The following is a 22,985-nucleotide window of genomic DNA, read 5'->3' as shown; positions in this document are numbered from 1 at the left end:
CCGTGCGACGCAGAGCGAGCCTTGTCCTGCTGGCCGTTGCCGTGTTCTGCGCAGCCCTCGCGCCGCTGCTGCGCTGGTACGCGTACCCGCGGCTCGCCAAGATCCCGCCGAACCAGTACCAGGAGATGGTTCTCGAGGCGAAGGACGCGACCCTCCTCGACTACACCGGCGGCATGCAGCCCAAGAAGGTGGACAAGGTCACGATCGTCCAGACCCTCAAGGGCAACGTGGAGGCGTCCAGGGAGATCGAGACCAGCGCCGGCCGGGACGTCGTCGTCTGGGACACGCTGTCCTACATCATCGGGCCCGACGGCAAGATGGTCTCCCAGATCCCCGAGCGCTACATCTTCGACGCCCACACCCAGGCCCCCGTGCACGCCACGGGCGAGATGGTCGACGGCGACGCCGTCAGACGCGAGGGCATCGAGTTCAAGTGGCCCTTCTTCACCGAACCGCGCGACTACCTCTACTTCGACGCCCAGACCCGTACCTCCTCGCCGATCCACTACGTCGGACCGCGCCGCTTCAAGGGCATGGACGTCTACTACTTCGAGCAGACCATCCCCTGGACCAAGGTGCCCATGCCGAAGAAGATGCCCATCGAGGGCATCGACCCGGCGACGATCGAGGCGGCCACCGGCACCACCCTCTGGTACACCGCCAAGGTCCGCTTCTGGGTCGACCCCGTGACCGGGGCACCCGTCAACGCCGAACAGGACATTCAGCAGGAGATGCGCGGCGGCATCGCCTCGGGCGGTCCCGACGGCAGGCTCACCGCCTTCGCCGGGCACGTCACCATGCGCGAGGACTACTCCGACTACACCGTCGACCTGGTCAAGGCGAACCGCGCGAAGGTCCTCGCGCTGCACACCTACGCCCCGGCCGGCCTGGCCGCCGGCGGCCTCGCGCTGCTGGCGCTGGCGCTGTGGCTGGAGGCCCGCGGCCGTCGCGTACGGGACGTCGAGGGGACAGGGATCAGCCCCGCCTGAGCCGGGCGTTGGTGTGGCGGGTGGGCTCGGCGGTGGCCGGGTCCTCCGGCCACGGGTGCTTGGGGTACCGGCCGCGCAGCTCCGCACGGACGGCCCGATAGCCGCCCTGCCAGAACGAGGCCAGGTCCGCGGTGACGGCCGCGGGCCGCCCGGCCGGCGACAACAGGTGCACCAGCACCGGCACCCCTGCCACCCGCGGGGTCTCGGCCAGCCCGAACAGCTCCTGGAGCTTCACCGCGAGCACCGGCTGTTCGCAGGTGTAGTCGACGCGGATCCGGGAGCCGCTGGGGACCTCGATCCGCTCGGGCGCCAGCTCGTCCAGCCGGACCGCCTCGCCGGAAGCCCACGGCAGCAGCCGGTTCAGGGCCTGGCCGGCGTCGATCCGGGCGAGGTCCGCGCGCCGTCCGGCCCGGGACAGCTCCGGCTCCAGCCAGTCGTCGGCCCGCGCCAGCAGTACGGCGTCGTCCGCCACGTCGGGCCAGGCGCCGCCGAGCGTCCGGTGCAGGAATCCGAGGCGGGCCCGCAGCGCCCCCGCCTCCGGGGACCAGCGCAGGAGCCCCAGCCCCTCGGTGCGGAGCCCGTCGAGCAGGGCGGCCCGTACGAGCGCCGGGTCCGGGGTGCGCAGGGGGCGTACGGCCAGGTCGACCGCACCGAGCCGCTGCGCCGCGCGGGCGACCACGTCCCCGCCCTCCCAGCGCACCTCCTCGATGTCGGTCCGCAGGTGCGCGGCGGCGGCCAGGGCGGTGTCCTCGTCGATGACCGCGGCCAGTCGGATGCGTGCGGAGGCCGAGTGCGGGGGCCGGTCGGCCACGGCGACGGCCAGCCAGGGCGCGTTGCGCAGGCCCGAGCCGTCACCTGGCTCCGCCCCGGTCCCGGAGGCCATGAGGAAGGCCCCCGCCCCCTTGGCCCGGGCGACCCGCTCGGGGAAGGCCAGCGCGGCGACGAGCCCGGCGGCGGCATCGTCGGGGCTCCGCCCCGCACCCCGTGCCTCGAACGCCGGCGAGGCTGCCGCTTCGGCCCCGTCGGCGCGGGTCGAGCCGCGGAGCCCCGGAGCCCGCCCCCCGGCTTCCGGCGCGCTTCCCGCAGCCCGGGTCTCCGCCCCGGCCCCGGCGGTGTTGCCCGCAGCCCGGGCTCCGGCCCCGGTTTCGGCGGTGTTGCCCGCGGTCCGGGTCTCCGCCCCGGCCCCGGTGGTGCTGCCCGCGGTCCGGGTCTCCGCTCCGGCTCCGGTTCCGGCGGTCCTGCCCGCGGTCCGGGTCTCCGCCCCGGCCTCGGTTCCGGCGGTGTCGCCCGCAGCCCGGGCCCCCGCCCCGGCCCCGGTGGTGTTGCCAGCGGTCCGGGTCTCCGCTCCGGCCTCGGTTCCGGCGGTCCTGCCCGCGGCCCCGTCCAGGGGCTCGGCCGCAGCTCCGGCCCCGGACTCGGCGGCGCTCCCCGCAGGGGCGCTCCCCGCAGGGGCGGCGGCACGGGTCAGGCGGGCCGCCTCCGCGCGCCAGCGCGCCGCGTAACCGTCGCCGCCCGCGCGGGCGGCGCGCCAGGCCGCGGCCAGGTCGTCCCCGTACTCGCGCGGCGGCTCCTCGCTCAGCAGCGCCACCACCTCCGCCGCCCGGCGGGCGCCGAGCGCGGCGCTGCCGTCCAGCAGGGCCCGCGCCAGCCGCGGGTGCAGACCGAGCCGGGCCATCCGAAGCCCCCGCGCGCTCGGCCGGCCGGCCCCGTCCACCGCGCCGACGGCCACGAGCACCTCCCGCGCCGCGGCCATCGCCCCGGCCGGCGGCGCGTCCAGCAGCGCCAGCCCGGCCGCGTCCGGGTCTCCCCAGCACGCCGCCTGCAGGGCGAACTGCGCCAGGTCGGCGATGCGGATCTCCGGCGCCGGGAACGCCGGCAGCCGACCGTCCTCCGCCTCCGTCCAGCAGCGGTACACCACGCCCGGCGCCTCACGCCCGGCCCGGCCCGCCCGCTGGCGCCCGGCCGCGCGGGAGGCCCGTACGGTCGCCAGCGCACCCAGCCCGCGGGCATGGTCCACCCTCGGCTCGCGGGCCAGCCCCGAATCGACCACCACCCGCACCCCGGGAACGGTCAGGCTCGACTCCGCCACCGCCGTCGCCAGGATCACCCGGCGGTGGTCCGAAGCCGTCAGCGCCGCGTCCTGCACGGCCGCCGGAGCCCGGCCGTGGACCTGGAGCACCTCCGCGTCCACCCCGCCCAGCTGCCCCGCCACCCGGGCGATCTCGCCGACGCCGGGCAGGAAGCACAGCACGTCACCGGAGCGTTCCGCCAGCGCCCGCCGGACCACCGAGGCCACGTGCGCGAGCTGCGCGGGATCCACCCGCATCCCGTGCGGGGGCCGCACCGGTCGGGCCGGGGGCGCCCAGACGGTCTTCACCGGGTACGAGACCCCCGCCGCCTCCACCACCGGCGCACCGCCGAGCACCCGGGCCCAGCCCGCGGAGTCCGTCGTCGCCGAAGCCGCCACCAGCCGCAGCTCCGGGCGCAGGGTCTCCCGTACGTCCAGGAGGAAGGCGGCGACGGTGTCGGCGTCCAGGTGCCGCTCGTGGCACTCGTCCAGGACGACCACGTCCACGCCGGACAGCTCCTGGTCGCGCTGGAGCCGCTGGAGCAGCACCCCGGTGGTCACCACCTCCACCACCGTGCCGGCCCCGGCCACCCGTTCGCCGCGGACCGTGAAGCCGACCGAACCGCCGGTCCGCTCGCCCAGCAGCCAGGCCATCCGGCGCGCCGCCGCGCGGGCGGCGATCCGCCGCGGCTCGGCCACGACCACCCGGCGCCGCGGGCCGCCGCCCACCAGGCCCGCGAGGACCAGCGGAACCAGCGTCGTCTTGCCGGTTCCGGGCGGCGCGCACAGTACCGCGGCGCCGTGGGCGTCGAGCGCGGCGACGAGAGCGGGCAGGGCCTCGCGTACGGGGAGGGCGTCGAGGGCGGCCTGGCGGATCAAGGGGTCAGGCCCTCTCGCAGACGAAGATCGCGGTGCCGGGGATCAGGTTGCCGCGCAGCGGGGACCAGCCGCCCCACTCCTGGCCGTTCCAGTCGGGCCACTCGGGCTCGACGAGGTCGAGGAGGCGGAAGCCGCCCGCGACCACGTCGCGGACCCGGTCGCCGACGGTGCGGTGGTGCTCGACGTACACGGCGCGCCCCTGCTCGTCCTGCTCGACGTACGGGGTCCGGTCGAAGTAGGAGGCGGAGACGGTCAGACCCTCGGGGCCGGGCTCGTCGGGGAAGGCCCAGCGGACGGGGTGGGTCACGGAGAAGACCCAGCGGCCGCCGGGGCGCAGGACGCGGTGCACCTCGCGCATGACGTTCACCGGGTCGGCGACGAAGGGGACGGCGCCGTAGGCGGAGCAGGCCAGGTCGAAGGAGCCGTCGCGGAAGGGGAGCCGGCCGGCGTCGGCCTCGACCAGCGCCAGGCCGTCGCCGATGCGGAGAGCGTGCTGGAGCTGGCGGTGGGAGAGGTCCAGGGCCACGGGCCGGGCGCCCTGGGCGGCCAGCCAGCGGGAGCACTGGGCGGCGCCGGCGCCGATCTCCAGCACGTCCTTGTCCTTCAGGGAGGCGGCGGGGCCGAGGAGGGCCGCATCCGCCTCGTCGAGGCCCTCGGGGCCCCAGACGAAGCGGTCGTCGCCGAGGAAGGCGCCGTGCTCGCTCTGGTACTCGTCGGCGTTGCGGTCCCACCAGCCCCGGCTCGCCCGGCTGCTCTCCGCTTCCCCGGCGTCACGGCGTGTGGCCTCGGCGTCGTCCGTGGAGCCCGGATCGGCCGGGTACGCGTCTTCGGGGGCGTCGTCCTCTTGGTTCATGGGGCCCGTCGTCGTAGTCTGCGAATGTCTTGGGATGTGGCAGGAACCGCCATCAGAGCGTTCCCGCCCATGAATTGTGCCGGTTGTGCGGTGATCCGTCCGGGGTGTGGGCCTTCGCGCATTGACCCTGTCCGGCCGCCCCCGTATGCTACAAGTTGCGCTGCGAGCCTGTGCTCCTCAGACCTAGCAGGCTGCGCTTGCATCTGTTGATGTCCCCTCGGTTTTCGAGGCCTCCCCGCTGCTGCGGATCAGGGGCTTCCTTGGCTGTCCGGCTTCTTCGGCAGATGCCGATAAGGGCTCCCGGCGTAGCAGTACCTACGACTTTCTGTCCGTAACCGGAGCCCTTTCCCACATGACGAGCAGCACCGAGACCACCTCTACCACTCCGCAGGTAGCGGTCAACGACATCGGTAACGAGGAAGCCTTCCTCGCCGCGATCGACGAGACGATCAAGTACTTCAACGACGGCGACATCGTCGACGGCGTCATCGTGAAGGTCGACCGGGACGAGGTCCTGCTCGACATCGGTTACAAGACGGAAGGCGTGATCCCGAGCCGCGAGCTCTCGATCAAGCACGACGTCGACCCGAACGAGGTCGTCAAGGTCGGCGACGAGATCGAGGCCCTGGTTCTCCAGAAGGAGGACAAGGAAGGCCGTCTGATCCTGTCCAAGAAGCGCGCTCAGTACGAGCGTGCCTGGGGCACGATCGAGAAGATCAAGGAAGAGGACGGCATCGTCACCGGTACCGTCATCGAGGTCGTCAAGGGTGGTCTCATCCTCGACATCGGCCTCCGCGGCTTCCTCCCGGCCTCCCTGGTCGAGATGCGCCGTGTCCGCGACCTCCAGCCCTACGTGGGCAAGGAGCTCGAGGCGAAGATCATCGAGCTGGACAAGAACCGCAACAACGTGGTCCTGTCCCGCCGTGCCTGGCTGGAGCAGACCCAGTCCGAGGTCCGCCAGACGTTCCTCACCACCCTGCAGAAGGGTCAGGTCCGCTCCGGCGTCGTGTCCTCGATCGTCAACTTCGGTGCCTTCGTGGACCTGGGTGGCGTCGACGGTCTCGTCCACGTCTCCGAGCTGTCCTGGAAGCACATCGACCACCCGTCCGAGGTCGTCGAGGTCGGTCAGGAAGTCACCGTCGAGGTCCTCGACGTCGACATGGACCGCGAGCGTGTCTCCCTGTCGCTGAAGGCGACGCAGGAGGACCCGTGGCAGCAGTTCGCCCGTACGCACCAGATCGGTCAGGTCGTCCCGGGCAAGGTCACCAAGCTGGTTCCGTTCGGTGCGTTCGTCCGCGTGGACGAGGGCATCGAGGGTCTGGTCCACATCTCCGAGCTGGCCGAGCGCCACGTGGAGATCCCGGAGCAGGTCGTCCAGGTCAACGACGAGATCTTCGTCAAGGTCATCGACATCGACCTGGAGCGTCGCCGGATCTCGCTGTCCCTGAAGCAGGCCAACGAGTCCTTCGGTGCCGACCCGGCGTCGGTCGAGTTCGACCCGACCCTGTACGGCATGGCCGCGTCCTACGACGACCAGGGCAACTACATCTACCCCGAGGGCTTCGACCCCGAGACCAACGACTGGCTCGAGGGCTACGAGAAGCAGCGCGAGGCCTGGGAGACCCAGTACGCCGAGGCGCAGGCTCGCTTCGAGCAGCACCAGGCTCAGGTCATCAAGAGCCGCGAGGCCGACGAGGCCGCTGCCGCCGAGGGCGCTGCCGCCCCGGCCGCCGGTGGCAACGCCGGTGCGGGCATCTCGGGTGGTTCCTACTCCTCGGAGTCGGACGAGACCTCCGGCGCCCTGGCGTCGGACGAGGCCCTGGCCGCGCTCCGCGAGAAGCTGGCCGGCGGCCAGAGCTGATCGCAGCGCGCATCGCACCCCGGTGTGAGCAGAGCTGATCGAGCATCACGGTGAGGCCCGTCCCCTTCGGGGGGCGGGCCTCTCCGCGTTCCCGGCGCGCTGCCGTGATCCGTCGGCCCACGGGCCATCGGGCCATTGGCCCGCTGTGTTCCTGTGAATGCGGCCAACTGGGGAATGGCGCCGCCGCCTTGGACGTTCTTGGCAGAGAACGAGACGAGGAGGAGTGGTGGCGGTGCTTGATCCACAGGGCTTGTACGAATGGGATGCCAAGGGTCTGGCGGTGGCGGACCTGGCGGTCGCCCAGGACTCGGCCGGGCTGGTCATGCTGTACCACTTCGAGGGGTACATCGACGCGGGAGAGGCCGGCGAGCAGATCGTCGAGCGGCTCCTGGACACGCTGCCCCATCAGGTGGTCGCCCGCTTCGACGCGGACCGCCTCGTGGACTACCGGGCGCGCCGGCCGCTGCTGACCTTCCAGCGCGACCACTGGGCCGGGTTCGAGGAGCCGCGGCTGGAGGTCCGGCTGGTCCAGGACGCCACGGGAGCGCCCTTCCTGCTGCTGTCCGGCCCGGAGCCGGACGTGGAGTGGGAGCGCTTCGCCGTCGCCGTGCGGCAGATCGTCGAGCGCCTCGGGGTCCGGCTCTCGGTCAACTTCCACGGCATCCCGATGGGCGTCCCGCACACCCGGCCCGTCGGCATCACCCCGCACGGCAACCGGACCGACCTCATGCCGGGCCACCGCAGCCCCTTCGACGAGGCCCAGGTGCCCGGGAGCGCGGAGTCCCTGGTGGAGTTCCGCCTGTCCCAGGCCGGGCACGACGTCCTCGGTGTCGCCGCGCACGTGCCGCACTACGTGGCGCGCTCCCCGTACCCGGACGCCGCGCTGACGGTGCTGGAGGCGATCACGGCGGCGACCGGCCTGGTGCTGCCGGCCGTGGCGCACGCGCTGCGGACCGAGGCGCACCGCACGCAGACGGAGATCGACCGGCAGATCCGCGAGGGCGACGAGGAACTGGTCAGCCTCGTGCAGGGGCTGGAGCACCAGTACGACGCGGCAGCGGGTGCCGCGACCCGCGGCAACATGATCGCCGAGCCGGCGGAGCTCCCGTCGGCGGACGAGATCGGCCGCGAGTTCGAGCGGTTCCTGGCGGAGCGGGAGGGCGAGGGCTGAGCTCCCGCACGGATGTACGGGGCCCTAAGCTCGGGGCATGCTGAAAGTGGGCCTGACGGGCGGAATCGGTGCCGGCAAGAGCGAGGTCTCTCGGCTGCTGGCGGGGTACGGGGCGATCGTCGTCGACGCCGATCGGATCGCACGGGAGGTCGTCGAGCCCGGTACGCCGGGCCTCGCGGCCGTCGTGGCGGCCTTCGGGGAGGAGGTGCTGACCCCCGAGGGAGCGCTGGACCGGCCCAGACTGGGCTCCATCGTCTTCGCCGACCAGGACAAGCTCCGGACCCTCAACGCGATCGTGCACCCGCTGGTCGGCGCCCGGTCCGCCGAGCTGGAGGCCGCCGCGGGCCCCGACGCCATCGTCGTGCACGACGTACCGCTCCTCACCGAGAACGGCCTCGCGCCCCTCTACGACCTGGTGGTCGTGGTGGACGCGGCGCCGTCCACGCAGCTCGCCCGGCTGACCGCGCTACGTGCGATGGACGAGGAGGAGGCCCGGGCCCGGATGGCCGCGCAGGCCACGCGCGAGCAGCGGCTGGCGGTGGCCACCCTCGTCATCGACAACGACGGGCCGCTGGAGGCGCTGGAGCCGCAGGTACGCAAGGTGTGGGAAGAGCTCACCGCGAGGGCGGCGAGCGGCGGCACCGCCTGACGTGTGCATGGAATAGCGGGTGGGGCGGGGGCGTTGAAGGCGCCGGTAGAGGGAAGGATCCACACCGTGTCCGAGACCGCACGCCCCACGCCGTCCAGCCCGGAAACACACGTCATCGACTTCCGGGCGGCCGAGCGGCTGCTCGCCGCACGCGATCCGCGCGGTGCGGTCAAGCTGCTCGACTCGGTGGTGGCCGCCCACCCGGAGAACACCGCGGCCCGGCTGCTGCGCGCCCGGGCCTTCTTCGCCGCCGCACAACTGCGCCCGGCGGAGCTGGAGTTCGAGCTGGTGCTGGAGCGGGAGCCGGACAACGCCTTCGCCCACTTCGCGCTGGCCCGCACGCACGAGCGCGCCGGCCGGCCCGAACAGGCCCGCAAGCACTTCCGGCTGGCCGCGGCCCTCGACCCGCAGCCGGACTACCTGGCGGCGGCCCGCTTCGAGGACCAGGCCTGACCGCTCCGCGCGGTCGTCCGTGCGGTCGTCCTCGCCCGTCCTCGCTCGTCCGCGGTCCTTCGCAGGTCCGTCCGCGCGGTCGCCCTCGCTCGTCCGCGCGGTCGTCCGCGGTCCTTCGCGGGTCCCGTCCGCCGGTTCGTCCGTGTGCCGCTCACCGGTCCGCTGGCGGCTCGTACGGGGGGATGTCCCGGCCGGGCTGGTAGTGCGGGCCCTGGCGGATGTGGCGCACGACCATGAACAGGTCCACGCACACCACGACAGTCAGCGCACCGCAGGCGGCCGCCCATCCGGGACGGCCCGCCAGCGAGAAGGCGGCCGTCCCGGTGGCGGCCCAGACCAGCCCCCAGACGCCCAGCCAGAACCGCAGCCGCAGCGGACTGCGTGCTGTCACCGGCTCGTTTCCGGAACGCATGGCCATCGCCTCTCGCTGTCCATGGTCCCACTCGGCCGGGCGCCGGGGCCCGCGGCTACGGGTTGAGCTTGTTCACGGCTTTCGCCGTCGTCTTCTTGAAGGCGGCGACCGGGGCCTGGGACAGGTCGCCCATCTGTCCCCACTTCACGACGGTCACGGTGGAGCCGTCGCGCCCGATCCCGTACAGGTGCACCCCCGGCTCGGACTCCGGGATCGAGGTGTGGACTCCGTAGACGTGCGCGCCCTCCTCGACGGGCAGGGTCCCGTAGTCCTGCCAGGAGGCCGTGCCGCCCGGGGTCGTGCGCAGCCAGTCGGCGGCGCAGGCGGCGGCCCTGCGCTCCAGCGCGCCGACGAGCCTGGCGGCCGCGGCGGGCGAGGCGGACCGTACGGAGACCTGTACGGCGCCCGTGTCGAACTCGGTGCCGAACGTGCGGTGCCAGCTGCCGGCCGCCGGGAGCGCGCCGTCCAGGCAGAACGGCGCCGTCTCGGGCAGCCCCGCGGTGATCGCGCCGGCGTACCAGGCGGACGCCGGGTGCGGCGGCAGATCGGTGCCGTTCAGGAACCCGGGCGCGGTGGCGGCCGCGGCGGAGGTCGAGGCGGTCAGGGCGAGGGTGGCGGCCGCCGCGACCAGCGCGGTCGCGAGGGTGGCGGCGGTGTCGGTACGTCGGAACATGTCGGTTCTCCCCGTGGACGAATCGGTGTGCCTGACGAGACTGTTCCCCGGCCGGGGGCGGGGGGCCACGGTTCGGGGCGAAATCGGGACACTGGAACGCCCGTACACGCTGTCACCTGGGGGAACACCTCAGGCATGGAACGGAGCCACGGGACGGGGGCGGGGACACCGTGAGTGAGGCCGAGGATTTCGCGCGGCTGATGCGGGAGCTGAAGGAACGCGGCGGGCTGAGTTACGGGGTACTGGCGCGCAGACTGCACACGAGTACGTCGACACTGCACCGCTACTGCAGCGGGGACGCGCTGCCCGCCGAGTTCGCCGTGGTGGACCGCTTCGCGCGGGCCTGCGGGGCCTCGGCGGCGGAGGCGGTGGACCTGCACCGGGCGTGGCTGCTGGCGGACGCCCGGCGGCGCGCGGGGGCGACCGCGCCCCGGCCCGCGCCGGAGCCGGTGCAGGCCGTCGCTGCGGAGTCGGATCGGGAGCCGGAGCCCGTCGCTGCGGAGCCGGCCGTGGTGGTGGGCTCGGCCACGGCGGCAGGGCCTCGGGCCCGCCCGTCCTGGTACCGGCGCAGGGCGGGCGCGGTCGCGGCCGCCGGGCTGGCGGCGGGGGCGGTGGCCGTGGCGCTGCTGGCGGTGACCGGGCCGGACCCGGGCGCGCCCTCCGCCGGTGCGGGGACGGGGGGCGGGGCCGGTGCGCGGGGCCCTTCCGGACCCGCCTCCGCGGGGCAGCCCCCGGCGGAGGCGGGAGCTGCCCCGCCGGAGTCGGCGGTGGGTTCGGAGCCGGGTTCGGAGCCGGGTCCGGCGCGGCCGTCGGTACCGGAGGGCGGGCCCGCCACCGCGCCGGCCCCGTCCTCCGCCCCGCCGCCCGGCCGGGCACCGGCGGCGCCCCTGAAGGCGGCGGTGCGGTCGCACGTGTGGGCCGCGGGCTGCGATCACGCGTACCTGACCGAGCGGGGTCCCGGCTCGGTGGCCCCGCCGCCCGTGGAGGCGGACGCGCCCGCCTGGGCATCGGCGCAGCGCGCCGTGCACGCGGGGTCCCAGATCGTCGAGGTCACCCTGCACGGCACGGGTGGGGGAGCGGTCGTCCTGGAGGGCCTGGAGGTGCGGGTGGGTGCCCGCCGTACGCCGCCCGCCTGGAACGTCTACCAGATGTCCCAGGGCTGCGGCGGAGGGCTGACCCCGGCCGCCTTCGCCGTCAACCTGGACGCGCCGCGCCCGCTGGCCCGCCCCGTCGCCGGGAGCGACGGGGGGAGCCGGCAGCCGGCCCCGGCCTTTCCCCTGCGGGTCTCGGCGGCCGAGCCGGTCGTCCTGCGGGTCGAGGCCACCACCACGGGCTGTGACTGTGACTGGTCCCTCGACCTGAGGTGGACCTCGCCGGCCGACTCGGGCACGCTGCGCATCGACGACGGAGGACGCCCGCTGCGCACGAGCGCCGCGACCGGCCGGCCGGTCTACGGGTACGCGCTGGAGCAGGGCCGCTGGGCCCGCTGAAGCTGCAGGTCAGGGGCGTTGTCGGTGGTCGCACCTAAACTCGTGGCGAAGGGGCCGGAAGGTCTGCGAGGACCGTGTGAGCACGTCGTGAGGGAGAGGGAGGGGACACCATGACAGCGCAGCCGGAGACGCAGGCGCCTGCGCAGCCGCAGCCGCCGCCGTGGTCGCGGGCACTGCCGCAGCCACAGCCACAGCAGCCGCAGCAGTCGATGCCGCAGGCCTCCGCGCTGCTGCGCCACGCCGCCGTCTTCCTGCCCGCCGCAGTCCCCCGCCAGGGCCGGGTCGCCTTCTGGTCGCCCGACGGGGACCCCCTGCCCGAGGCCGGCACACCGGGCCCGCTCACGGTCGTCCGTCCGCACGGCACCGGGGTCCGCAGCCGGACCGTGCCCGCGGTGACCTTCTCCGTGGCCGCCGCCCTGCCCCTGCTCGTGCGGGCCCCGCGCAGCCCCGCCGCGCATCCCGCCACCCGGGCCTGGGGCGCGGCCGCCACGCAGGCCCTCACCCTGGCCGCGCGCGGCAGGCTGCTCCCCGGGCTCACCCCCGAGGAGGTCGACGCCTGGCGGGCGGGCCCGCTCGACGCCGCCGACATCGCCCATCTGCGCGCGATCGCCGCCGCCCTGCCCCACGAGGGGCATGCGACGCCCCTCGCCGGGCGCCGCCCGCTCCGGCTGCCCGAGCCGGAAGCGCTGGTCCGCGCCTTCCTCGACGCCGTCGCCGACAGCCTGCCCCGCACCCCGGCGGCGGCCGTCGCCGCCGGACGGCCGTTCGCCGCGCGGGAAGCACAGCGGGTCCCCGGGATACAGGAGTGGGCCGCGCAGGTCGCGGCCGGGGCCGACACCGGAGTCGGGCTCTCGCTCCGGCTCGACCTGTCCTCCTTCCGCCTCTTCGACGAGGCCGAGGGGGAGGAGACCCGGCGCGCCGGTGCCGCCGTCGTCCAGGTGCACAGCCTCGCCGACCCGACGCTCGTCACCGATGCCGGGCAGCTGTGGGCCGGCACGGCCGGGCCCGGTTTCGGGCCCCGCGCCCGGATCGACGCCGTGCTCGCGCTGCGCCGGGCCGCGCGGGTCTGGCCGCCCCTGCTGCGCCTGCTGGACCAGCCCGTGCCCGACGCCCTGGCGCTGTCCGACCCCGAGCTGGAGGACCTGCTGGGGGTGGCCGCGACCCGGCTGGCGGCCGCCGGGGTCGTGGTCCACTGGCCGCGCGACCTGGCCCGTACGCTGTCGGCGACCGCCGTCGTACGGTCCACCGCGCCCGGGTCCGCCACCGACGGGACCGCCTTCTTCGACGCGGAACACCTCTTCGCCTTCTCCTGGGAACTGGCCCTCGGCGGCGACCGGCTCACCCCCGGCGAGATGGACGCCCTGGCGCAGGCCCACCGGCCCGTCGTGCGGCTGCGCGACCAATGGGTACGGGTCGACCCGGAGCTGGTGCGCAAGGCGCGCAAGCGCGAACTGGGCCTGCTCGACCCGGTCGACGCGCTGGCCACCGCACTGTCGGGCACGGCCGAGGTCGACGGAGAGCAGGTCGAGGCGGTGCCCGTGGGGGCGCTCGCCGCCCTGCGGGAGCGGCTGACGGCGGAGCTCGCCCCGCTCCCGCGGCCCGCCGCGCTCAAGGCCACCCTGCGCGACTACCAGGCGCGCGGCCTGGCCTGGCTGGACCTGATGACCTCCCTCGGTCTCGGCGGCTGCCTCGCCGACGACATGGGCCTGGGCAAGACCGTCACCCTGATCGCGCTGCACCTGCACCGGGACCGCCGCGAGCCCACGCTCGTGGTGTGCCCCGCCTCCCTCCTGGGCAACTGGCAGCGCGAGATCGAGAAGTTCGCGCCGGGCACCCCCGTGCGCCGCTTCCACGGCGGCGGCCGCAGCACCGAGGACCTGACGTCCTGCACGGGCGGGTTCGTGCTCACCACCTACGGGACGATGCGCGCCAGCGCCGCCCTGCTCGCCGAACAGCGCTGGGGCATGGTCGTCGCCGACGAGGCGCAGCACGTCAAGAACCCCCACTCGGCGACCGCGAAGGCGCTGCGCACCATCCCGGCGCCGGCCCGGGTGGCGCTGACCGGCACCCCGGTGGAGAACAACCTCTCCGAGCTGTGGGCGCTGCTCGACTGGACCACGCCGGGGCTGCTGGGTCCGCTGACCACCTTCCGGGCCCGGCACGCCCGCCCCGTGGAGCACCAGCAGGAGGAGGACGGCGGCAACGAGGCGGCGGTCGCCCGGCTGGCGGCGCTGGTCCGGCCGTTCCTGCTGCGCCGCAAGAAGTCCGACCCGGGTATCGCGCCCGAGCTGCCGCCGAAGACGGAGACCGACCACCCGGTGTCGCTCACGCGTGAGCAGGTCTCCCTGTACCAGGCCGCGGTGGACGAGGCGATGGCCGTGATCGGGTCCAGCGAGGGCATCGAGCGACGCGGCATGATCATGAAGCTGCTGGCCTCGCTCAAGCAGATCTGCAACCACCCCGCGCAGTACCTGAAGGAGGAGCAGCCCAGGCTCGCGCACCGCTCGGGCAAGCTCGCCCTGCTGGACGAACTGCTGGACACGATCGTCGCCGAGGGCGGTTCGGTGCTCGTCTTCACGCAGTACGTGACGATGGCCCGGCTCATCGAGCGGCACCTGGCGGCCCGTGGGATCGCCGCGCAGCTCCTGCACGGCGGCACCCCGGTGGCGCGCCGCGAGGAGCTCGTGGACCGCTTCCAGGCGGGCGAGGTACCGGTCTTCCTGCTGTCGCTGAAGGCGGCGGGCACCGGCCTCAACCTCACCCGCGCCGGCCATGTCGTCCACTTCGACCGCTGGTGGAATCCGGCCGTCGAGGAACAGGCCACCGACCGCGCCTACCGCATCGGCCAGACCCAGCCCGTACAGGTCCACCGGATCATCGCCGAAGGCACCGTCGAGGACCGCATCGCCGAGATGCTGGAGGCGAAGCGGGCCCTGGCCGACGCCGTCCTCGGCTCCGGCGAGGCGGCGCTGACCGAGCTGACCGACCGCGAGCTCGCCGACCTCGTCTCCCTGCGGAGGCCCGTATGATCACCGCGCGGGACGACCGTCGCCGCACCTTCGAGACCGTGCCCGCCGGGGTGGAGGCGGCGAGCTGGTGGGGCCGGGCCTGGGTGGCCGCGCTGGAGGAGGTCTCCCGTGACCCGGCCCGGCTGGCCCGGGGCCGCGGGTACGCCGTCGGCGGGCACGTCGACGCGGTGACCGTCACTCCCGGCCGGATCGTCGCCTACGTCCGGGGCAGCAGGCCCCGCCCGTACCGCACCGAGCTGATCCTGCCCGCCTTCGCGGACGCCGAGTGGAGCGAGCTGCTGGAAGAGGTCGCGGCCGACCCGGCCGCGCTCGGCGCCCTCCTGGAGCGCGAGGTCCCGCAGTCCCTGGCGGGGACCGTCCTGCCCGGGGCGGGCGAGCTCGTCCCGCGCTGTTCCTGCCCGGACGTCGGACGCCCCCCGTGCAAGCACGCCGCCGCCCTCTGCTACCGGGCGGCCCGCCTCCTCGACGAGGACCCCTTCGTCCTGCTGCTCCTGCGCGGCCGCGGCGAGCGGGAGCTCCTCGACGACCTGACCCGCCGCAACGCCGCCCACGCCGCACGCGAACAGCCCGATGCGGCACCGGACTTCCCCGGAGTCCCGGCCCGGGAGGCGCTCGCCCGGAGGGTGCTGCCGCCGCTGCCCGCGCCGCTCGCCGCGCCCGCGGCGGCGGGCCTCCCGCCCGCCTACCCGGCCGACCCGGCGGCCCCGGACCCGCTGGTCCTCGACCAGCTCGCCTCCGACGCGGCCGCCCGCGCTCTCGCGGTGCTCACCACCGGCGAGGACCCGATCGCCGGGCTCACCCTGTGGCAGGACGCCGTCCGGCTGGCCTCCGCGGATCCCACGGCGGGCCTGACGGGTGCGGCCCGCGTCCTCTACCGGGACCTGGCCCGCGCCACCGGGCGGACCACCACCGACCTCGCACGGGCCGCGGCGGCCTGGCGCCAGGGCGGCCGTGCCGCCCTGGCCGCCCTCGAAGAGGCCTGGGACCCGCCGGCCGGCCCCTTCGACCGGGCCCGCCCGGCGCTCCTCGCCGCGTCGCAGGGGGTCTTCCGCCCCGAGCGCAACCGCCTGACGGCCCGCACCCGCCAGCTCCGGCTCGGCCGTGACGCCCTCTGGTACGCCTACGAGTCCCGGCCGGACGACGAGGACTGGTGGCCCACGGGCCGCCCCGCCGCGGACCCGGTCAGCGCCCTGCAGGGCTGAGGCCCTCCGCCCAGCGGGTCAGGGCCGTGAAGTCGCGGTCCCGCAGGCCGTGGCGCGGGTGCACGCGCAGCAGGAGGGCCGGGGCCGGATGGTGGGCGGCAACCCACTCCCGGTCCCGCGGGGTGATCATGTCGTCAACCCAGGCGAAGGGGCGGCCGGCCGCCCAGTCCCTCAGGTGCCGGGTCTTCCAGGAGAGGCCGTCGGGGTCCTCGGCGAACAGTTCGGGCCATTCGACGACGGACAGGTCCCCGGGGAGCCCGATGTGCGGGGAGATCAGGGAGTTGGCCTGGTGCGTCCACGCGGTGGCCCAGGTGAGCTCGAAGGGCAGGGCCAGCAGCCGGGCGCCGTGGGACGGATGGAGGCGGACCCGCGCACCGCGCCGTGCCCTGCGGGATTCGGGGTCGCGGTAGGACAGCCATACCTCCGGCCACATGCGGTGGCTCCTGTACCCGCGCAGTCCGGCGAAGGGGGAGCGGAAGGGATTGAGGGGGCCGTCCACGTCGAGGAGGAGCAGCGGGCGATCAGTCATGAAGTGCCCAGTACCCAGTACACGATTGAGTGAAATGCCTACCGCTTCTATAACCCGTATGGGTTCGCAGGCGTTGTCTCCGGTACGGGGCGAGGACCCGAAATCCACCGGAAGGCAGGGAAAGTGATGCGTAGCAGTCGTCGAAACGGCCTGATCGCGGCGGTCGTTGCGGGCGGCGGTCTGGCCGTCGCCGGTGTGGGCGGATTCGCCCACGCCGACGCGGACGCGGACGGCAGGGCCGAGCGCTCGCCGGGTCTGCTGTCCGGGAACCTGATCCAACTGCCCGTGCACCTGCCGGTGAACGCCTGCGGGAACACCGTGAACGTGGTCGGCGTGCTGAATCCCGCGGCCGGCAACAGCTGTGCGAACGAGTCCGCGGGCGGCGACCATGCCGAGCAGGGCAGCGGGAACGGCGGGGGAGCAGTGGCAGAGGGGCGCGGAAAGGATTCTCCGGGCGTATTGTCGGGCAATGGGATCCAGCTGCCCGTCGACCTCCCGCTGAACGTCAGCGGCAACTCCGTCAACGTGGTCGGCATCGGGAACCCGGTGCACGGCAACACGTCCGTCAACGTTGAGAAGCCCACCCCCGGCAAGCCCGTCCAGCCGCCCGTCGTCGAGAAGCCGGTCACCCCGGCCGAGCAGGCCACCCCCGTCACACCGGTCGTCCCGGTCACCGAGGTCCAGCCGCCGCGGCACACCGAGGCGCTCGCCCGCACCGGCGCCGACGGCGTCGGCTACCTGGTGCCCGCCGGCAGTGCCCTGCTCCTCGGAGGCGTCCTGCTCTACCGCCGCTTCCGCCTCAACTAGCCTCCCTGCGCGGCACGGTGCGCCATCCGTCGAGGATGGCGTCGATCCGCGCGGCCAGCCGGGCGCGGGCCGCGAAGCGGGGGACGCCCGCCATCAGCAAGGCGTCGTACTCGGTGTCGGTGTGCCGTACGGCCGCCCGCACCGCCACCGAGACCGCCGCCTCGTCCAGGGCCCGCCCGGCTGCGGTGCGGCCCACCCGGCCGCTGCCGCGCAGCGAGGCATGGGTGGCGATCGCCACGGCCCGGTCGGCCGGGCAGCCGGGGAACAGCCGCACTATCTCGGCGGCGAACGCCGCCGTGAAGCGGACGTCCTGCGCCGCGCGACGCAGCCGGTCGCGCTCCCGGCGGCGCGCCCGCGCATCGGAGTCCGCCAGACAGGCCCGTTCCGCGCCGGCCAGCGCCGCCTCCTCGACGAGGAGCCCGAGGCGCTCGTACCGACGGCGCCGCTTGTGGAAACGGACCACGACCGCGCACAGCGCACTCGCCTCGCGCGAACGGCGGGTCAGCGCGGCGTCCCCGCGCGGCAGGTAGACGAGGTGGCCCAGATCCGCGCAGTCCAGGCACCGGGGCACACCGGCCTCGCGCACCAGGTGCCGCAGGGGCCCCTGCCGGCACTCCGCGCAGTGGATCTGCTTCAGCGACTCGAACACGACCAGGCTCATACCGGTGTGATACCGCCGTCCGACTCCCCTATCACCTGGTGGGGAAGGGAGGTTGAGGTTTCACCGACTCTTCCGGATTCGGCCTGATCACTCCTACGGTGGGCCGCGGACCGTGGACCACGGGGGCCGGTCCACGGAGGAGGAGCAGATGGGCGCACGGCGGACGACCACGGCGCGGCCGCCGGTGACCGGCTTCGGCATGGGCACCGGCAGGGCATGCGTGACCACGATCCCCGCAGGCCGGGAGATCGTCATCCCGCCCGGTGGCTGCACCGGCTGGCACTACCACCGGGTGCGCCTCGAAGCCGTCGTCCTGGCGGGCACCCTGACCCGGGTCCTGCACGACCTCAGCGTCGAGGTGCACCGGCCCGGGACCGCCTTCGTGGAACCCGCGGGCATCGGACACATACACCTGGGCCACAACCTGGGCACCGAACCGGTCGTCCTCCACGTGACCCCCCGGCTGCCCGAGGGGACCCCCTTCTCCATACCCACGCCGGCTCCGGCCGGCGCCACCCCGGAGGTCTGCCTCCGCCACCCCCGCTGAGCCGCCGCCCGGGCCCGCTCGGCCGCGCTCACACCAGTCGGCGGATCTCCCCGCGGACCCGGTAGAAGCCCCCGGACGCCGCGTGCAGGCCGTCGACCACGTACCGGGCACCGACCTCCCTGATCCCCCGCGGGAACTGCACGTTCCAGGAGGGCTCGAAGCCGCTCGACACCACCTGCACCCGCATCCGGCCGCCCTGCTGGACGCACTCCACCACCACGGCGCCCGCCGGCTCCGAGGCCACCGCGGCCATAGAGACGGTCGCCACCGCCGAGGCCGAGGCGGCCGGGGTGAACACCGGCAGCGCGGCAGCCGACTTCACGTCCACCGGCGCGGGCACCGAACCCTGCTGGGCCGCCGCGATCGCCTGCTCGCTCGCGTCCACGCAGACCAGGGAGCCGTCCGTGGTCACCAGGTACAGCCGCCCGTCCAGGTACTGCATCGACAGCGCCGACCCGCCGCCGGTCCCCAGCTTCCACAGCCGGTTCCCGTTCGCGCCGAAGCAGTAGACCGAGGAGGAGGAGTCACCCGCGAAGACATGGCGGCCGTCCGGCGAAGTCGCGCACGAATACACCGCCGCGTCGCACCGGTAGGTGGCCTCCGTCGCCCCCGACGCCTTCGACAGCCGCTGCACGGTGTTGCGGACCGTACCCGCGTACACCGAGTGCTCCTCCTGCCAGCCGAACAGGACCCCGCCCGGGGTGGCGCTGTGCCACAACTGCCCGGTGCCGTCCACCGCATAGGCCGTCACACCGGCGCTGTGCCCGTGGTAGACCGCCCGCTCGTCGGCCCGCACCATCCACGCACCGGTCCCGGAGGACTTCCGCGACCACTGGTGCTCGTCCTCGTGGTCGATGACGGTCAGACCGCCGTTCGCGTCGGAGACGTTGAGCACGCCCTCGTGGATGTCCAGCCAGTAGATGTCGACGTCCGCCGCGATCCCGTAGGCGCCGAAGGGCACCTTCGACGACAGGTCGTACACCGTGCCGTCGTCGCAGCCCGCGTATATCCAGAACTCGTCCGCCACCAGGCACTTCACCCCGTCCGGCAGCGAATAGCGGGCCAGCACCTCACCGCCGTGGCTCAACGTGTAGACATCGCCGGCCTGGTTGCCGACCCAGCAGCGGTCCTCGTCGACGTGGATCCCGAAGGCGGCGGAACCGGTGCGGAAGCGCCACAGCACCGGGGCGACGGCACGTGCCGTCGACGGCGCCGACGTCACCTGGCGGCGCGTCACCGCCCGGGCGGCGCGCCGGCCCTGCACGGCCGGGGCGTACCCCTTGCGGACCTTCTCCCCGATCTTCTTGGCGGCGGCGGCCCGGGCCTTCTCGGCCGTCGGGAACGAGGAACTCTGCACCTGGCCGGGCGCGCCGATCCGTCCGTAGCGCACGGAGACGGCCGTGCCGTCCACGGTCACCTCGTAGAACTTGTGCGCCCCGCCGCCGTCCTGCGACAGCTCCAGATACGTCGTCTCCCGAGCCATGACAGACCCCTCCCCGAAAACCGGTCCACCGGCGCCGTTTCCGCGGTGATCCCTCGTGAGAAAAGCTACGGGCGGCCACTGACAATGGGCCGGTGCAGTGGGAAGCGATCACATGGCAGCGGATGGCCGAGCGGCTCGCCGGTCATCTCGACGACCCGGACAACGCCCCCGGGCCCGGCGTCCGGCAGCGCGTGGGCATCGACGGGGCGCCCGCGGCGGACACCGGCCTCCTCGCCGGGCTGCTCGCGGAGGAACTGCGGCTGCGCGGACGCCCGGTCCTGGTGGTACCGACCGGCGGCTTCCTGCGCCCGGCGTCCCTCCGCTTCGAGTTCGGCCGCCGGGACGTGGACGCGTACCTGGACGGCTGGTACGACACGGCCGCGCTCTGGCGGGAGGTGTTCGGGCCGAGCGACCCCGGCGGGTCCGGGCGGGTGCTGCCGGACCTGTGGGATCCGGTGACCGACCGGGCGACCCGCAGCCCCTACGTCGAACTCCCGGCCGGCGGTGTGCTGCTGGTGCACGGGCCGCTGCTGCTGGGGCGGTGGTTCCCCTTCGACCTGAGCGTCCACGTCCGGCTCTCGGCGGGGGCGCTCGCGCGGCGGACCGAGGAGTCCGAGCGGTGGACGGGGGCGGCGTTCGCCCGGTACGAGGCGGAGGCGGATCCGGCTGCCGCCGCCGACGCGGTGGTGCGGGCCGATGACCCCAGGCATCCCGCCTGGACCGGGATCCGGGGGCGGTGACGCCGGGTGGGGGTGCGGGCGCGGTGCCGGTGTTCCGCCGTGCGGAGCCTCCTCCCCGCCCCGCCCTTCCGCCGTTCCCCGGGCGCTGCCCGGACCCGCGCTGCGATCGTCGGCGGGTTGGGAGCGGGCGCTGTGCGGGCTTGAGCGCGGATCGTCGGTGGGGCCGGGGGTGGGTGCTGTGCGGGCTCGCGCTGTGATTGTCGGTGGGGCCGGGGGTGGGCGCTGCCCGGACCCGCGCTGCGATCGTCGGCGGGTTGGGAGCGGGCGCTGTGCGGGCTTGAGCGCGGATCGTCGGTGGGGCCGGGGTGGGTGCTGTGCGGGACCGCGCTGCGATCGTCGGTGGGGCCGGGGGTGGGTGCTGTGCGGGCTTGAGCTTGGATCGTCGGTGGGGCTGGGGGTGGGCGCTGTGCGGGCTCGCGCTGCGATCGCGCGGGTGAAGCCCGGGGCCCGGGGGTGTGCGGGCTTCGGCGCCGTTCGTGCGCAGGCGACGCACCGGGCCCCTACGGGCGGCCGCCCGGGTGGGTTATGGCCAGAGCCGCCGCGCGGCAGCCCGCGCGGGCCGACTCCGTCGGGTCCGCGCCCTCCAGGCGGGCCGCCAGGAAGCCGCCGGTGAAGGCGTCACCGGCGCCCGTGGAGTCCACCACCGTCCCGGCCGGCTCCGCGGCCGCCACCTCGGCCGTGATCCGGCCCCGCTCTGCCACCAGCGCCCCCGCCGGGCCCCGGGTCACCACCACGAGCGGGACCCGCCGGCTCAGCTCCGCCGCCGCCCGGGCCACCCCGGCCCGCTCCGGCAGCCCGGCCAGCAGCCGGGCCTCGTCCTCGTTCGGCAGCAGGACCCCCGCCCCCGCCACGGCGTCGAGGAACCGCTGCGGGCCCAGCGCCGCCAGGAACCCCGCCGAGGCGGGGTCCACGCTCACCGGAACGCCCCGCGTCCGCGCCGCCCGCAGCGCGACCGCGGCCAGCTCCCGGCTGCTGTCGGCGAAGAACAGATAGCCCGACAGGTGCAGATGCGCCGCCCCGTCCAGCAAGGACGGAGCCCAGTCGGCCGGGCACAGCCGCAGCGAGGCCCCGCTGTCGGTGAGGAAGGTCCGCTCGGCGTCCTTGCCCACGAGGGCCACCACCGTCCCGGTCGGCTCCTCCGCGTCGACCACCAGCCGGGGCCGCACCCCCGCGTCCACCAGGGCCCGTTCGTGCCACCGCGCCGCTTCCGTGCCGACCCGCGCGAGGAGGCGTACCTCGGCGCTCCCCGTACGGGCGGCCCAGCACGCCGCGTTGGCCCCCGCCCCGCCCGGCAGGGTCCGGATACGGGCCGCGGTGTCGGTGGCCGGGGCCAGCGGCTCCGGATGCATGGCCACCACGTCCGTCACCACGTCCCCGACCACGAGCAGCGCCCCCGCCGCGGTCATGCCCGCGCCGCCCAGGCCCCTGCGATCCGGGCGCCGAGCCGTACGTTGCCGCGTACCGCCGCCAGGTTCGCCTCCAGCGAGGCCCCGGCCGTCGCCCGTACCAGGAACCCCAGCAGGAACGGGGTCACGGCCTGCCCCGTGATCCCCTGCGCGCGGCAGGCGGCGAGGGCCTCGGCCAGGACCCGGTCGTGCAGCTGCGGGTCCAGCTGCTGCTCGGCCGCCACCGGATTGGCCACGAGCAGCGCCGACTGCGGGCCGCCGAGAGCGTCCTGAGCGGCCATCACCGCCGCGACCTCCTCGGGCCGGTGCACGGTCCAGTCCACCGGCTCGCCGGAATCGGCCAGGTAGAACCCGGGGAACCGGTCCGTGCCGAATCCGAGCACGCCCACCCCCAGCGTCTCCAGCCGCTGCAGCGTGGCCGGGACGTCCAGAATGGACTTCACCCCCGCGCACACCACCGTGATCCGGGTCCGCGCCAGCAGGGAGAGGTCCGCCGACTCGTCCTGCGTCTGCGCCCATTCGCGGTGGACGCCGCCCAGCCCGCCCGTCGCGAAGACGCGCAGGCCCGCCCGGGCAGCGAGGAAGGCCGTCGCGGACACCGTCGTCGCCCCGGTCGCGCCCGTCGCCAGCGCGGGCGCCAGATCGCGGTGGCCGAGCTTGCGCACGCCGTCACCGGCCGCGATCCGCTCCAGCTGGGACTTGTCCAGGCCCGCGCGGGCCACGCCGTCCACGACCGCGATCGTCGCCGGAACCGCGCCCTGTGAGCGGACCAGTTCCTCCAGTTCGAGGCCCACCTCCAGGTTGCGGGGGCGGGGCAGACCGTGCGCGATGATCGTCGACTCCAGGGCCACCACGGGCCTGCCCTGCGTGAGCGCCTCGCGCACCTCTTCCGACAGGACCGGTCCACCGGACGGCGATGCAGCTGCTCTGTGCTGTGACATGTCCCCATCCATGGCACGGGATCACCGCCTCCAAACGCACTCCCGTCACTCCCGTCCCAAGCTGTCCGAGTAGCGTCCCCCCGGGGACGCGCGCGGCTTCTACGACGTACCCGCCGACCGCCACGAGCCCGTCCACGCAGAC

The 22,985-nt window shown here is 74.7% G+C and carries 20 protein-coding genes; 11 read left to right on the top strand and 9 right to left on the bottom strand.

Features of this window, described 5'->3' with window-relative positions; all coding sequences use genetic code 11:
- The first annotated feature begins 2 nt into the window (after positions 1-2).
- Positions 3-989, top strand: a complete 987-nt coding sequence (locus tag ACIPXC_RS00795; protein WP_401611823.1) for a DUF3068 domain-containing protein — start codon at positions 3-5, stop codon at positions 987-989.
- Here ACIPXC_RS00795 and ACIPXC_RS00790 read toward each other — a convergent pair.
- Both ACIPXC_RS00790 and ACIPXC_RS00785 read right to left on the bottom strand, forming a co-directional pair.
- Positions 976-3,936, bottom strand: coding sequence for an ATP-dependent RNA helicase (locus ACIPXC_RS00790; RefSeq protein ID WP_401611820.1), 2,961 nt, complete (start codon positions 3,934-3,936; stop codon positions 976-978). The genes ACIPXC_RS00795 and ACIPXC_RS00790 overlap by 14 nt on opposite strands.
- 4 nt (positions 3,937-3,940) lie before the next feature.
- Positions 3,941-4,789 (bottom strand): class I SAM-dependent methyltransferase, encoded by an 849-nt coding sequence (locus tag ACIPXC_RS00785; protein ID WP_401611818.1) that lies wholly within the window; start codon positions 4,787-4,789, stop codon positions 3,941-3,943.
- Positions 4,790-5,141: 352 nt separating this feature from the next.
- Here ACIPXC_RS00785 and rpsA point away from each other — a divergent pair, with 352 nt between their 5' ends.
- The 4 genes from rpsA (at position 5,142) to ACIPXC_RS00765 (ending at position 8,923) form a co-directional block, all read left to right on the top strand.
- A complete protein-coding gene (gene rpsA, locus ACIPXC_RS00780) occupies positions 5,142-6,650 on the top strand; it encodes a 30S ribosomal protein S1 (protein ID WP_030666059.1) in 1,509 nt (502 codons plus the stop codon).
- A gap of 232 nt (positions 6,651-6,882) precedes the next feature.
- Entirely contained in the window at positions 6,883-7,821 is a 939-nt protein-coding gene (locus ACIPXC_RS00775; protein WP_401611816.1) for a PAC2 family protein, read from the top strand.
- Between the two features lie 37 nt (positions 7,822-7,858).
- Positions 7,859-8,470, top strand: coding sequence for a dephospho-CoA kinase (gene coaE, locus ACIPXC_RS00770; RefSeq protein WP_401611815.1), 612 nt, complete (start codon positions 7,859-7,861; stop codon positions 8,468-8,470).
- 66 nt (positions 8,471-8,536) lie between these two features.
- Positions 8,537-8,923 (top strand): tetratricopeptide repeat protein, encoded by a 387-nt coding sequence (locus tag ACIPXC_RS00765; RefSeq protein ID WP_401611813.1) that lies wholly within the window; start codon positions 8,537-8,539, stop codon positions 8,921-8,923.
- A 151-nt stretch (positions 8,924-9,074) separates the two neighbouring features.
- Here ACIPXC_RS00765 and ACIPXC_RS00760 read toward each other — a convergent pair whose 3' ends face one another.
- Both ACIPXC_RS00760 and ACIPXC_RS00755 read right to left on the bottom strand, forming a co-directional pair.
- A complete protein-coding gene (locus ACIPXC_RS00760; protein WP_401611811.1) occupies positions 9,075-9,335 on the bottom strand; it encodes a DUF6343 family protein in 261 nt (86 codons plus the stop codon).
- Between the two features lie 55 nt (positions 9,336-9,390).
- Positions 9,391-10,008, bottom strand: a complete 618-nt coding sequence (locus ACIPXC_RS00755; RefSeq protein WP_401611808.1) for a hypothetical protein — start codon at positions 10,006-10,008, stop codon at positions 9,391-9,393.
- 170 nt (positions 10,009-10,178) lie between these two features.
- Here ACIPXC_RS00755 and ACIPXC_RS00750 point away from each other — a divergent pair, with 170 nt between their 5' ends.
- The 3 genes from ACIPXC_RS00750 (at position 10,179) to ACIPXC_RS00740 (ending at position 15,729) form a co-directional block, all read left to right on the top strand.
- Entirely contained in the window at positions 10,179-11,498 is a 1,320-nt protein-coding gene (locus ACIPXC_RS00750; protein ID WP_401611805.1) for a helix-turn-helix domain-containing protein, read from the top strand.
- A 209-nt stretch (positions 11,499-11,707) separates the two neighbouring features.
- Positions 11,708-14,527, top strand: a complete 2,820-nt coding sequence (locus tag ACIPXC_RS00745; protein ID WP_401612022.1) for a DEAD/DEAH box helicase — start codon at positions 11,708-11,710, stop codon at positions 14,525-14,527.
- On the top strand, positions 14,524-15,729 hold the full coding sequence (locus ACIPXC_RS00740; protein ID WP_401611803.1) for an SWIM zinc finger family protein: 1,206 nt from the start codon (positions 14,524-14,526) through the stop codon (positions 15,727-15,729). The genes ACIPXC_RS00745 and ACIPXC_RS00740 overlap by 4 nt, the downstream gene beginning before the upstream one ends.
- Here the strand turns inward: ACIPXC_RS00740 and ACIPXC_RS00735 are convergent.
- Positions 15,710-16,258: a hypothetical protein gene (locus tag ACIPXC_RS00735; RefSeq protein WP_401611801.1), complete on the bottom strand. Its 549-nt coding sequence runs from the start codon at positions 16,256-16,258 to the stop codon at positions 15,710-15,712. The two genes, ACIPXC_RS00740 and ACIPXC_RS00735, sit on opposite strands and share 20 nt — an antisense overlap.
- Positions 16,259-16,384: 126 nt before the next feature.
- Here ACIPXC_RS00735 and ACIPXC_RS00730 point away from each other — a divergent pair, with 126 nt between their 5' ends.
- On the top strand, positions 16,385-17,065 hold the full coding sequence (locus tag ACIPXC_RS00730) for a chaplin (RefSeq protein WP_401611799.1): 681 nt from the start codon (positions 16,385-16,387) through the stop codon (positions 17,063-17,065).
- Here the strand turns inward: ACIPXC_RS00730 and ACIPXC_RS00725 are convergent.
- Positions 17,058-17,726: a DUF2293 domain-containing protein gene (locus ACIPXC_RS00725; RefSeq protein ID WP_401611797.1), complete on the bottom strand. Its 669-nt coding sequence runs from the start codon at positions 17,724-17,726 to the stop codon at positions 17,058-17,060. The two genes, ACIPXC_RS00730 and ACIPXC_RS00725, sit on opposite strands and share 8 nt — an antisense overlap.
- A gap of 148 nt (positions 17,727-17,874) precedes the next feature.
- Here ACIPXC_RS00725 and ACIPXC_RS00720 point away from each other — a divergent pair, with 148 nt between their 5' ends.
- Positions 17,875-18,273, top strand: coding sequence for a cupin domain-containing protein (locus ACIPXC_RS00720; protein WP_401611795.1), 399 nt, complete (start codon positions 17,875-17,877; stop codon positions 18,271-18,273).
- Between the two features lie 28 nt (positions 18,274-18,301).
- On the opposite strand, the gene ACIPXC_RS00715 is transcribed toward ACIPXC_RS00720, so the two are convergent.
- A complete protein-coding gene (locus ACIPXC_RS00715; RefSeq protein ID WP_401611793.1) occupies positions 18,302-19,756 on the bottom strand; it encodes a WGR domain-containing protein in 1,455 nt (484 codons plus the stop codon).
- 92 nt (positions 19,757-19,848) lie between these two features.
- Between ACIPXC_RS00715 and ACIPXC_RS00710 the strand changes: the two genes are divergently transcribed.
- Positions 19,849-20,496, top strand: a complete 648-nt coding sequence (locus ACIPXC_RS00710; protein ID WP_401611791.1) for a uridine kinase — start codon at positions 19,849-19,851, stop codon at positions 20,494-20,496.
- Between the two features lie 500 nt (positions 20,497-20,996).
- Here the strand turns inward: ACIPXC_RS00710 and ACIPXC_RS00705 are convergent, their stop codons facing one another.
- Together ACIPXC_RS00705 and ACIPXC_RS00700 are read right to left on the bottom strand one after the other, a co-directional pair.
- The gene (locus ACIPXC_RS00705) at positions 20,997-21,902 is read right to left on the bottom strand and encodes a carbohydrate kinase family protein (protein ID WP_401611788.1); all 906 of its coding nucleotides are present in this window, start codon (positions 21,900-21,902) and stop codon (positions 20,997-20,999) included.
- Positions 21,899-22,843 (bottom strand): pseudouridine-5'-phosphate glycosidase, encoded by a 945-nt coding sequence (locus ACIPXC_RS00700; RefSeq protein WP_401611785.1) that lies wholly within the window; start codon positions 22,841-22,843, stop codon positions 21,899-21,901. Before ACIPXC_RS00700 ends, ACIPXC_RS00705 begins: the two co-directional genes overlap by 4 nt.
- Positions 22,844-22,985 lie beyond the last annotated feature (142 nt).

Origin of the sequence: Streptomyces sp. NPDC090021 (assembly GCF_044748225.1) — a bacterium.
GTDB lineage: Bacteria > Actinomycetota > Actinomycetes > Streptomycetales > Streptomycetaceae > Streptomyces.
The sequence above is the reverse complement of the archived record's forward strand: the minus strand, read 5'-3'. Positions and strand labels throughout refer to the sequence as shown.

Bases quoted from the DNA above. Each gene is read 5' to 3' on its own strand.
- ACIPXC_RS00785 (WP_401611818.1), bottom strand. From the start codon at position 4,789: ATGAACCAAGAGGACGACGCCCCCGAAGACGCGTACCCGGCCGATCCG.
- rpsA (WP_030666059.1), top strand. From the start codon at position 5,142: ATGACGAGCAGCACCGAGACCACCTCTACCACTCCGCAGGTAGCGGTC.
- coaE (WP_401611815.1), top strand. From the start codon at position 7,859: ATGCTGAAAGTGGGCCTGACGGGCGGAATCGGTGCCGGCAAGAGCGAG.
- ACIPXC_RS00760 (WP_401611811.1), bottom strand. From the start codon at position 9,335: ATGCGTTCCGGAAACGAGCCGGTGACAGCACGCAGTCCGCTGCGGCTG.
- ACIPXC_RS00755 (WP_401611808.1), bottom strand. From the start codon at position 10,008: ATGTTCCGACGTACCGACACCGCCGCCACCCTCGCGACCGCGCTGGTC.
- ACIPXC_RS00745 (WP_401612022.1), top strand. From the start codon at position 11,708: ATGCCGCAGGCCTCCGCGCTGCTGCGCCACGCCGCCGTCTTCCTGCCC.
- ACIPXC_RS00740 (WP_401611803.1), top strand. From the start codon at position 14,524: ATGATCACCGCGCGGGACGACCGTCGCCGCACCTTCGAGACCGTGCCC.
- ACIPXC_RS00735 (WP_401611801.1), bottom strand. From the start codon at position 16,258: ATGACTGATCGCCCGCTGCTCCTCCTCGACGTGGACGGCCCCCTCAAT.
- ACIPXC_RS00730 (WP_401611799.1), top strand. From the start codon at position 16,385: ATGCGTAGCAGTCGTCGAAACGGCCTGATCGCGGCGGTCGTTGCGGGC.
- ACIPXC_RS00725 (WP_401611797.1), bottom strand. From the start codon at position 17,726: ATGAGCCTGGTCGTGTTCGAGTCGCTGAAGCAGATCCACTGCGCGGAG.
- ACIPXC_RS00720 (WP_401611795.1), top strand. From the start codon at position 17,875: ATGGGCGCACGGCGGACGACCACGGCGCGGCCGCCGGTGACCGGCTTC.
- ACIPXC_RS00715 (WP_401611793.1), bottom strand. From the start codon at position 19,756: ATGGCTCGGGAGACGACGTATCTGGAGCTGTCGCAGGACGGCGGCGGG.
- ACIPXC_RS00705 (WP_401611788.1), bottom strand. From the start codon at position 21,902: ATGACCGCGGCGGGGGCGCTGCTCGTGGTCGGGGACGTGGTGACGGAC.
- ACIPXC_RS00700 (WP_401611785.1), bottom strand. From the start codon at position 22,843: ATGTCACAGCACAGAGCAGCTGCATCGCCGTCCGGTGGACCGGTCCTG.